Annotated in this window: 10 protein-coding genes; 2 read left to right on the forward strand and 8 right to left on the reverse strand. The window is 60.9% G+C overall.

The genetic code is table 11. The features are described 5' to 3' along the window. Positions 1-75 precede the first annotated feature (75 nt). The 4 genes from obgE to NX84_RS10460 all read right to left on the reverse strand — a co-directional run bounded on the left by obgE (position 76) and on the right by NX84_RS10460 (position 5,668). On the reverse strand, positions 76-1,602 hold the full coding sequence (obgE, locus tag NX84_RS10445; RefSeq protein ID WP_039676397.1) for a GTPase ObgE: 1,527 nt from the start codon (positions 1,600-1,602) through the stop codon (positions 76-78). Between the two features lie 133 nt (positions 1,603-1,735). Beyond that, the gene (gene rpmA / locus NX84_RS10450) at positions 1,736-2,014 is read right to left on the reverse strand and encodes a 50S ribosomal protein L27 (protein WP_039676398.1); all 279 of its coding nucleotides are present in this window, start codon (positions 2,012-2,014) and stop codon (positions 1,736-1,738) included. Between the two features lie 43 nt (positions 2,015-2,057). Further along, positions 2,058-2,363: a 50S ribosomal protein L21 gene (gene rplU / locus NX84_RS10455; protein WP_010190885.1), complete on the reverse strand. Its 306-nt coding sequence runs from the start codon at positions 2,361-2,363 to the stop codon at positions 2,058-2,060. A gap of 200 nt (positions 2,364-2,563) precedes the next feature. Then, the gene (locus tag NX84_RS10460) at positions 2,564-5,668 is read right to left on the reverse strand and encodes a translation initiation factor IF-2 N-terminal domain-containing protein (protein WP_039676399.1); all 3,105 of its coding nucleotides are present in this window, start codon (positions 5,666-5,668) and stop codon (positions 2,564-2,566) included. Positions 5,669-5,830: 162 nt separating this feature from the next. On the opposite strand from NX84_RS10460, the gene NX84_RS10465 reads away from it, so the two are divergent. Beyond that, positions 5,831-6,646 (forward strand): hypothetical protein, encoded by an 816-nt coding sequence (locus tag NX84_RS10465; protein WP_231913772.1) that lies wholly within the window; start codon positions 5,831-5,833, stop codon positions 6,644-6,646. Here NX84_RS10465 and arsB read toward each other — a convergent pair. Beyond that, a complete protein-coding gene (gene arsB, locus NX84_RS10470) occupies positions 6,643-7,707 on the reverse strand; it encodes an ACR3 family arsenite efflux transporter (protein ID WP_039676400.1) in 1,065 nt (354 codons plus the stop codon). The genes NX84_RS10465 and arsB overlap by 4 nt on opposite strands. Before the next feature lie 113 nt (positions 7,708-7,820). Between arsB and NX84_RS10475 the strand changes: the two genes are divergently transcribed. Further along, complete coding sequence (locus tag NX84_RS10475) at positions 7,821-8,171, forward strand: ArsR/SmtB family transcription factor (RefSeq protein WP_039676401.1); 351 nt, start codon at positions 7,821-7,823, stop codon at positions 8,169-8,171. A 131-nt stretch (positions 8,172-8,302) separates the two neighbouring features. Here the strand turns inward: NX84_RS10475 and ndk are convergent, their stop codons facing one another. The 3 genes from ndk to NX84_RS10490 are packed head-to-tail and all read right to left on the reverse strand — an operon-like array spanning position 8,303 to position 9,924. Next, positions 8,303-8,713 (reverse strand): nucleoside-diphosphate kinase, encoded by a 411-nt coding sequence (gene ndk, locus NX84_RS10480; RefSeq protein WP_039676402.1) that lies wholly within the window; start codon positions 8,711-8,713, stop codon positions 8,303-8,305. A gap of 48 nt (positions 8,714-8,761) precedes the next feature. After that, positions 8,762-9,073: a hypothetical protein gene (locus NX84_RS10485; protein WP_039676403.1), complete on the reverse strand. Its 312-nt coding sequence runs from the start codon at positions 9,071-9,073 to the stop codon at positions 8,762-8,764. A gap of 5 nt (positions 9,074-9,078) precedes the next feature. Next, positions 9,079-9,924, reverse strand: coding sequence for an alpha/beta hydrolase (locus NX84_RS10490; protein WP_039676475.1), 846 nt, complete (start codon positions 9,922-9,924; stop codon positions 9,079-9,081). Between the last annotated feature and the right edge of the window lie 51 nt (positions 9,925-9,975).

The raw sequence follows: 9,975 nt of genomic DNA on the forward strand, positions 1-9,975 counted from the left end.
TCGAAAGGTTCGAGAGGGAGAGGATAGTCGAGCTGGTTGTCGTTTTCGGATGACATACCAGCTCAGTATACCGGGCTAGCCCTGCCAGCGATCGCGGTTCGCGGACTCGCGGGTGACCTCCTCATCCACGCCATAATCGAACTCATCCACCAGACCGCGGCGCGCTTGGGAAGCACGCTTACGCTCAGCGGCGGACACGCGGTTGGTGCCCATGAGGCGGCCATCCTGGCCGCGACCAGCATCGGTAGCGCGTCCACCGGCCATCGGCTCGTACTCGAAAGTGATGTCCCCAATGGTCACCGGGCAGCCTTCCACAGCACCCATCTTGTGCAGTTCAGCCTCGACACCGGCCTTGGCTAAGCGGTCCGCGAGGTAGCCTACTGCTTCGTCGTTCTCAAAGTCCGTCTGACGGATCCAGCGGTCGATCTTCTCGCCTTCAACAATGAAGCCACCTTCGACCTCGGGGTCCTTGGTGATGGTGAAGTCGGCGAAGCGGCCCTTCTTCTTAGCAACAGACTTCGGCTGGATGATGGTGTGGTTCTTATCTGCCTTCGCCTTCGGTTGTGACTTGCGGTGCTCGTTGACCATCTCCATGAGTTCGTACTTGAGCGGGTCCAAGCCCTTGCGCGCTACGGCCGAGATGACAAAGACAGGCCAGCCGAATTTCTCTTCAAGGTCCTCTTTAACGAACTCAGCGAGTTCTTCTGCTTCCGGCACATCAGCCTTGTTGAGGATGATGACGCGCGGGCGCTCGCGCAGGTCACCAAGCCCGGTATCCTCCTCCAGTAGCTCCTGGTACTTGGCCAGCTCATTCTCGAGCGCTTCAATATCGGAGACAGGGTCACGGCCCGGCTCAATCGAGGCGGTATCCACCACGTGAGCAAGAACCGCAGTGCGCTCGATGTGGCGCAGGAAGTCCAAGCCGAGCCCCTTGCCTTCGGCCGCGCCCGGGATAAGCCCCGGGACGTCTGCCATGGTGAAGGACTCATGTCCCATGTCGACCACGCCCAGGTTGGGCTGGAGGGTGGTGAAGGGATAATCACCAATCTTCGGCTTGGCCGCGGAGAGGACGGAGATCAGCGAAGACTTGCCCGCGGAGGGGAAACCGACGAGGCCGACATCCGCCATGGACTTAAGCTCCAGCACCAGTTCACGGGCCTGGCCTGGCTCGCCCTGCAACGCGAAACCTGGGGCCTTGCGGGCAGCGGAGGCCAGCGCCGCGTTACCCAGACCGCCGTAGCCACCTTCTGCCGCCACGAACCGGGTGCCCGGCACCGTCAAGTCTGCGAGCATCTCGCCGTCCTCGGTGTAGACCACCGTTCCCACCGGCACTTCGAGAATGAGGTCCTTGCCGCGCGCACCGTTGCGCATATCACCGGCACCGTTGCCGCCGCGCTCGGACTTGATGTGCGGGCGGTAGTGAAAGTCCATCAGCGTGTGGATTTGGTTTGAGACCTCCAGAAGGATGTCCCCGCCGTGGCCGCCATTGCCGCCATCGGGACCGCCGAGCGGCTTAAACTTTTCACGGTGGACGGACACGCAGCCATGGCCGCCGTCGCCTGCCTGCAGGTGCAATACCACTCGGTCAATGAATCGTGCCATGCCCGATAGTGTAATGCTTCCGTGCACACCAGCCTAGTCAGCCTCCGCTGGGGCACAGAGTAAATACGGAGTAAAACAGCAAAAATCCCGAGCGTTCCGTGAACAGAATACTCGGGACGAATGCTAGAAAATCTTAAGCAGTGGCCTCTGCGGCTACCTCGTCGGCCGGCACGATGTTAACCATGCGGCGGCCGCGCTTAACGCCGAACTCAACGGAGCCGGCTGCGAGAGCGAACAGGGTATCGTCGCCGCCGCGACCAACGTTCTCACCCGGGTGGAACTTGGTGCCGCGCTGACGCACGATGATCTCGCCGGCCTTAACCTGCTGACCACCGAAGCGCTTGACGCCGAGGCGCTTGGACTCGGAATCTCGACCGTTGCTGGAGCTGGAAGCACCCTTCTTGTGTGCCATGTGGTTTCCCCTCCTTCAGGGATGAATTAGAGCCGGTTAAGGCTTACTTGATACCGGTAATCTTCAGCGTGGTCACCGGCTGACGGTGACCGAGGCGACGCTTGTAACCAGTCTTGTTCTTGTACTTGAGGATGTCGATCTTCGGGCCCTTGCCCTGCTCGACAATTTCAGCGGAGACAGAGACCTTCTCCAGGTCAGCTGCCTTCGACTTGACGGTTGCGCCATCGACGAGCAGAACCGGGGTGAGAGCAACGGAGGAACCCGGCTCACCCTCGATCTTCTCGACCTTGACGAGGTCACCTTCAGCAACCTTGTACTGCTTTCCGCCGGTCTTGACGATCGCGTACATAGAGGGCTACCCCTTATCTAAACTCGGCTCGCCAGCGGCTGGGTGATGCCTCTGACGAATGGACATTGGACAATTGCGTTCAGATCATAAGCCGCGAGAGACGCGCGAAAACCGCGTTCGTCCCGTCCAGCGCATTCATGGTCTAAACAGCGACTGTCAAAGACTACCCCGTCAGGTGCCGAAAAGGCAAAACGCCTTTTCTAGCGCGACCTGCGGCGGGTAACGCGGCGCCTACCACGGCCGGCCTTGCGGCTTGCCGACGCCCCCTTAATCACCGTGCCCTTCCCCGACTGCTGTTCCTTCTCCACGATGCTCGGCTGCTGGGACTGCATCGTTCGGCGCACAGCTCGGCGACGGCCACGGCCCCGGGAACTGCGGGTTGAGGTGCGCTCAGAAGAAGCAGTCGAGTCAGTCTTGGTTTCTGACTGTGGTTCTTCCTGCTTCTCTTGCTGTTCCTGCTGCGGTGCCTGCTCGAAGTCCTCGCGCTTCGGGCGCACATCGGACCGTGAATTGCCGCGGGTACGGCGCTTGCGACGCGGCGACTTCTCGAACTCCTCGACGGCCTCTTCATACGTCTGACTCGGTGCCTTGTGCGTATCCTTCTGTTCCGTCTTCACGTCCGTGTGCGCGGATTGCGCATCCTCATGAACGTCGGACTTCCGTGCGGTGCGCGTTGCGCGGCGCGGCTTGCGGGAGCGCTTCGACTTCTTCGGTGACATGCTCTCCGCCACGGCATAGCCGATGGAGGCGCTATCCGGGGTGCCGGCATCCGCCTCATCAGTTTCGGGCTGATCGTGGGGCTCGTCGTCTGAGTCGACGACCACGACGTTGGCCACGAGGTCCTCAAGCGAGGAGTCCTTATCCTCTGCAGCCTCCTCATCGTCGTGGCGGTGCATACGCACCACCGCCGGGTGCTGCTTCGGATCGCGCTGCGGCGCGCGGCGCTGGTTGCGTCCGCGACGCTGCGGCTTGGAGTCCGCGTCCGGCTCCTCATCCACCGGGTACTCGTGAATGATGATTCCGCGGCCGTTGCAGGCCTCGCACTCAGTGGAGAAGGTCTCAATGAGACCAGTTCCTACGCGCTTACGAGTCATCTGCACCAGGCCCAGCGAGGTCACCTCGGAGACTTGGTGGCGGGTGCGGTCGCGGCCCAACGCCTCCTTGAGGCGGCGCAGGACGAGGTCCTGGTTTTCGGGCAGAACCATGTCGATGAAGTCGACGACGATCATGCCGCCGATATCGCGCAGGCGCATCTGGCGCACGATCTCCTCGGCCGCCTCCAGGTTATTGCGGGTAACGGTTTCCTCAAGGTTGCCGCCAGAGCCGGTGAACTTGCCGGTGTTGACGTCGATGACGGTCATAGCCTCGGTGCGCTCAATGATGAGCGTGCCGCCGGACGGCAGCCATACCTTGCGGCTAAGAGCCTTGTGCAGTTGTTCATCGATGCGGTAGGTGCTGAAGGCATCCTCGCCATCGTGCTCGCTGGCGTCATAGCGAACGACGCGGTCCGCCAGGTCATGCGCCATAGAATCCACGTAGGCGCTCACCGTGTTGTAGGAACGCTGGCCATCAACCACCAAGGAGCTGAAGTCTTCGTTAAAGAGGTCCCGCACCACCTTGATGAGCAGGTCCGGCTCCTCATACATCGTTACCGGCTTAGCGCCCTTGGTGGCCTTCTCGTGTGCGGCACGGGCACTAATGTCCTCCCACAGGGAGTGCAGGCGGTTCACATCGGTCGCGATGTCCTCTTCCGGCACGTTCTCCGCGGCAGTGCGGATGATGGCGCCGCCATCGCCGGGGATGACGCGCTCCAAGATGCCCTTGAGGCGTTTGCGCTCCGGGGCTGGCAGCTTGCGAGAAATACCAGCGCTACGCCCGCCCGGAACATAGACCAGGAAGCGGCCAGCGAGCGAAATTTGCGTCGTCAAGCGCGCGCCTTTGTGGCCAATCGGGTCCTTAGCCACTTGGACTAGGATCTGATCGCCCGACTTGAGGGCGTTCTCAATCTTACGGCCGCGCCCACCAATGCCGAGCGCGCGCCAATCGACGTCTCCCGCATACAGCACACCGTTGCGGCCCTGCCCGATGTCAACGAAGGCGGCCTCCATGGAGGGCAGCACGTTTTGCACACGGCCCAGGTAGATGTTGCCGATTTGGGAGGGGTGCGCTTCGGTCGTCACGAAGTGCTCGACAAGGAGATCATCCTCGAGCACACCGACCTGAGTAATAATGCCGGCTCCGTCGGTGCGCTGCTTATCGCGCACTACCATGGTGCGCTCGACCGACTCGCGGCGTGCCAAGAACTCTGCTTGGGACACGATGTGCTGGCGTTCGCGGCCTTTCTCGCGCAACTCGGCGCGGCGACGACGCTGCGCCTCAATGCGAGTCGAGCCCTTAATCGCCTTCGGCTCAGTAATCAGCTCTGTGCCGTGGCTATCGGTGCTGCGTCCCTGTGCCCCACGTCCGCGGGAGGTTCCGCGGCTGCCGCGACGGCGACCACGCGACTCACGCGATGGTGCTGCATCCTCGTCGACGTCATCTGCGCCATGCTGCTCTGACTGCTGTCGCTGTGGCTTCGGGGTTGCCCGCGGAGCCATGAAGACTGGTGCGAAGTCGTAGACTTCTGGGTCTTCCTCCGGCATCGGCGTGATGAGTGGGGTGAGGTCATCCTCGTCCTCGTCATCTCCGGACTCAGCGAGGGCTTCCTGCAGCATCTCCGCATCGACCTTGTCCACGATTTGGGAGATCTCGTTGTCGACGTTCTTGCGTACGCGATCGCGCAGCTTCTCTTCCTCTTCGCTCAGCTGCTCCAGCTGCTCCGGCTGCTCGGCTTGAGCAGGCTGCTCGGGCTGATCAGTCTGTTCTGCTTCCTCAGGTTCAGCCTCTTCAACCTTTTCAGGCTTATCCGCTTGGGCTGCCTTCGCCTTCTTATCGGCCTTCGCGGTGCGCTTGGTGGCGCGCTTCGCCGACTTTTTCTTTGCCGTCTTCTTCGTAGTCTTTGCTGGCTTGTCGTCTGCCGGGGCAGCGTCGGTAGTCTCTGCGGCTTCTGCCTTGCCGTCGGCGTCGGTGGTGGGCGCGAGGGCGGCGATAAGCTGGCCAATCTCCTCCGGTGTTACAGAAGCCTGCGCGGACTTCTTCATCCCCAACTCTGCGAACTGAGCCACCAGATCTTTAGAGGCCACCCCAATCTGCTTGGCCAAGGCATAAATACGCGTTTTGGGGGCCAGCGCCTCGCGGTCAATCCCAGCTACTGCCGCTGCCAACGGCGATTCAGTACGTGCTTCTTCTTTTTTCTTGGATGCCATAAGTGGCTTATCTCCTGACGTCTGCTCACCCCGGGCGCAGGTTGCCGCCACACGGTGGTGAGACTTTCAAAAACTCTTTGTAATTCCGTATTCAGTTGTGCTTCTCTGTGCCTTTTATTTTGGCACAGTTTTCAGCTTAGGCCACATGTTAGTATCACCGCTATGTCCGAGCTTGAGCGCACAAACACGCCTAAGACCACGTCTCAGGTCCCAGCACACCCGGAATCAGCGCCGCGCACTGTGGCTCAAGCACGCGAACGCAACGAAATCGCGATGCGGGATATCGTCACGGTGGCCGTGCCTGCAGGTATCGCCTCTGGGCTTCGCGTGGTGGACTTTCCGTATCCCTACGCGGTCCCCGTCTATGCGGTGCTGTGGATCGCCATCATTTATGGCGCAGTTCGCATCATTCGTAGCAAGCCGAAGTTCGTCCAAGCTGCACAAGAAGAGTACCGGGCGGGCGATTACCCCGTTCTCGCCTACTTTCTGCCCGTCCTTGCTCTCTTCTCCCCTCTCATCGTTGAGGGAATTAGGTCCACCGGGATTGTCGGCGATATCTCACCCAACCCCATCCTTATAGCCACTGGGCTTACTGCCTTTTCCATCCCCGCGTTCATCATCGGCGGCCGCGCATTCGGCACGACCTCTTTTCGCGTTGGCAAGCGGCGTATCCAAGCCATCACCGAACAAGGAAGCCTCGAAGGCGTCACTGAGCAGAGCATAACCGCGGTGGAGAAACACCCGGAAGTCCTCAGCGGGCTGGTCGCCGCCGGTGCAGTCACTGGCAATACCACCTCCATCTCTGAGCTGGGGCGGCTGATCGGCTACGAGGAGGGGCTCGAAGAAGAACTCCGTGAACTAGAAGCCGCCGGCGTGGTGAAGCTGCCTGGGCTTATCCAGTGGAATGGTGAGCGAACCTTTAACATCACTCTGACCGAAGCTGGCGTGCGCAGCATGGACGCCGCACGCACGCGCTAGCGCGGAAGGGTGTCATCTCCCGGGAAGAGTTTCGGACCAATCCACAGCATGAAATAGACCAGACCAACGAGGACTGGGATCTCAACAAGGGGACCAATTGTTCCGGCAAGGGCTTGAGCAGACGTCGCTCCGAAAGTGCCGATGGATACTGCAATAGCAAGCTCAAAGTTATTTCCTGCTGCAGTAAACGCCACGCTGGCAGACTGCTCGTAGTTCATACCAACGGCCTTTGCCACGCCCAGCGACAGCACAAACATGCCCACAAAGTAGATAACCAGCGGCACCGCCACTCGCGCTACCGTTGCAGGCTGCTCCACAATGTGCTCGCCCTGCAGGGAAAAGAGCAGAACAATCGTGTACAGCAGACCAATCATGGCTAGGGGCGATACGGCCGGGAGGAAGCGGTTCTCAAACCACTCCCGTCCCTTTACCTTTTCACCCCAAAAGCGAGACAGCACACCCAACAGGAGCGGGATGCCCAAGAAGACGAGCACGGACTTAACAATGGCCCAGAAGGAAAAGTCAACACTTGTAACATCCAGCCCCAACCAGCCGGGGAGGATGCGAAGGTAGAACCAGCCCAGAACACCAAACATAGCAACCTGGAAGATGGAGTTGAGGGCGACAAGCACAGCCGTTGCCTCGCGGTCAGCGCACGAGAGGTCCGACCACACAAGCACCATGGCAATACAGCGCGCAAGGCCCACAATGATGAGGCCGGTACGCAGCTCCGGCTGGTCCGCCAAGAACAGCCACGCCAGGGTAAACATAAACGCCGGCCCCACCAGCCAGTTGAGGACGAGCGATACCGCCATGAGGCGGGCGTCGGTGGCAATCTCCCGGGTTTTCTCATAGCGGACCTTGGCCAAGGGCGGATACATCATGACAAGCAGACCAATGGCGATCGGGATGGAAATCCCGCCCACTTCCACAGCCCCTAGGGCTTGGCCAATTCCGGGAATGAAGTGGCCAATGAGCAGTCCGGCGGCCATCGCTAGAATAATCCACACGGGTAAAAATCGGTCAAGAAAAGACAACTTCGGGCGCTGCGACACAGCCATGCCTCTCCCTCCTTCAACGTTAAACAGAGCACGATACGAACATTCAATGTACAGCACGTATTGATAGGCGTCAATATAATGTAGGGCGCAAGGATAACCCCTATACTGATCGCATGGCTTCCTCTTCCTCGCCCGAAACCAGCGCAGGCGGCACTAAGTGTTGCTCCTTAAGCACGGGCCCGCTCAGCGACGCCGAGGCGACGCATTTTTCGCAGCAATTCAAAGTGCTGGCAGACCCAGCGCGCCTGCGTCTTTTGTCGATTCTGTGCGATGAAGGCTGTGGTCCGATGAGCGTCACGGAACTCACCGAGCTCACTGCGCTGAGCCAGCCCACGGTCTCCCACCACTTAGCGCGCCTGCGGGAGGCCGGCCTACTATCCAGGCAGCAATGCGGCCGCACCGTCACCCACCAGGTGAACAAAGACGCTTTTGCGGCCTTGCGCACGCTGCTGTCGTTCGACTAACCGGTGCCCGTTCGGATCTGCGCTCGAGCACGCAAGGCGGGTTCGAGCACAGAAATGACAAAAGCCCGAGCAGTTCATTCATCATTGTGAACTGCTCGGGCTTTATTGCGCGCTAGGCGCGGTGAACTTCTTTAGAGGTTCGGGAACCAGATGGAGATCTCACGCTCAGCGGACTCCGGGGAATCGGAACCGTGGACAACGTTCTCGCCAACGGTCAGAGCGAAGTCACCGCGGATGGTACCCGGGGTGGCCTTCTCCACCGGGTGGGTGCCACCAGCGAGCTGACGCCATGCGGCGATGGCGGACTCGCCCTCGACGATGCCAGCAACCAGCGGTGCGGAGGTGATGAAGTCGACGAGCTCACCGAAGAACGGCTTGTCCTCGTGCTCGGCGTAGTGCTTCTTGGCGGTCTCCTCGTCGGCGACGCGCAGATCCATGGCGACGAGCTTCAGGCCCTTGCGCTCAATGCGGGAGATGATTTCGCCCACGTGGCCGTTCTTCACGCCGTCCGGCTTGATGAGAATGAGTGTACGTTCAGTCATACGGCACATAGTACAGGTAAGCCGTGCTCGCGTCCGCGCAGAGGGCTATTAAGTGAGGCGTCGCACGATTTCTTCGGCGCGCTCGTGGCTGGTGCCGCGGAACCACATCTGAACCTGGCGCACGGCGGTGCCGAACTGGCCGTTATCGAGCAAGCCCTGAAGCTCCTCGCGGTGCCAGCCCTCAAGATCTTCAAACTGGACTGGGCGCTGCTCACTCCGGCTTTTTAGCATTCCCACGACAAGGAAAATGAAGGCGGGGACGAGCAGCGCGAGCGGGAGTGCATAGCCGCCATGGAAAATCTTGGCCACCACAGCCGCGAGACAAAGAAGTGCAGAGAGACCGAAGAGAAAGTAGCGCATGCCCGCTAGTCTAGCGCGTTCAGTGTGGAGTCTAGCCACATACGCGAGCTCATAAGCAGGCGCTTTGCTGCGACTGTATGCGGGGCCCAGAGTTCAAAAGCGTGAACGCCACCTTCGACGACCTCGCACTGCGTGGGTACGCCAGCTGCCTCAAGGCGCTCGGCATAGTCCAGGATTTCGTTATAGAAGAGCTCGCTGTGACCGGCATAGAGCCAGGCAGGCGGCAATCCAGTGAGGTCCGCACGGCGGCCGGGCACAGCATAGGGCGCAGTCGGGTCATCCTGGACGTAGTAGCGCCAGGCCCGCGCATTGGAATCTGCGTCCCAGATGACGTTGCGCTCGTCGGACGCAGCGCGGTCATCGAGCATGGGGCAGAACAGCCACTGCCCCACCGGCTGGGTTCCGCCCTCGTCATAAAGGCGCTGGCACAGAGCCGCAGCAAGCCCGCCGCCAGCGCTTTGGCCACCAATGACGATGCGGTCGGCGCGCACCCCAAGCTCATCGGCATGGTTAAGGAGCCAGTGGTGGGCCGAGTGGACGTCGTCAAGCGCTGCCGGGTACGGATGCTCCGGGGCGAAACGATAGTGCGGTGCCACCACCGTCACCCCCAGCTGCGCGGCGGTGTCCTTGAGATGCTTAACGTCCTGGCGGGGATGCCCCATGAGCAGGCCGCCGCCATGAATCCACAACACCACGGCGCGGGGATTATCCGGCTCATAAATGGTGGCACGGATGTCGCGGTTTTTCACGCGGCGGGTACGCACACCGCAAATGTACGGCGCGGGCCACAACGCCGGAACGACGCGGCCAGCGCGGCGGATGAGCGGATTCGTCGGATCGAAGAGCGACATGGCTGCCGCACCCGCGCGCAATTCCGGCCGAATATACACAGACTGCTCTCC

It is taken from the genome of Corynebacterium minutissimum, from assembly GCF_000805675.1.
In the GTDB taxonomy this organism is placed as follows: Bacteria; Actinomycetota; Actinomycetes; order Mycobacteriales; family Mycobacteriaceae; genus Corynebacterium; species Corynebacterium minutissimum.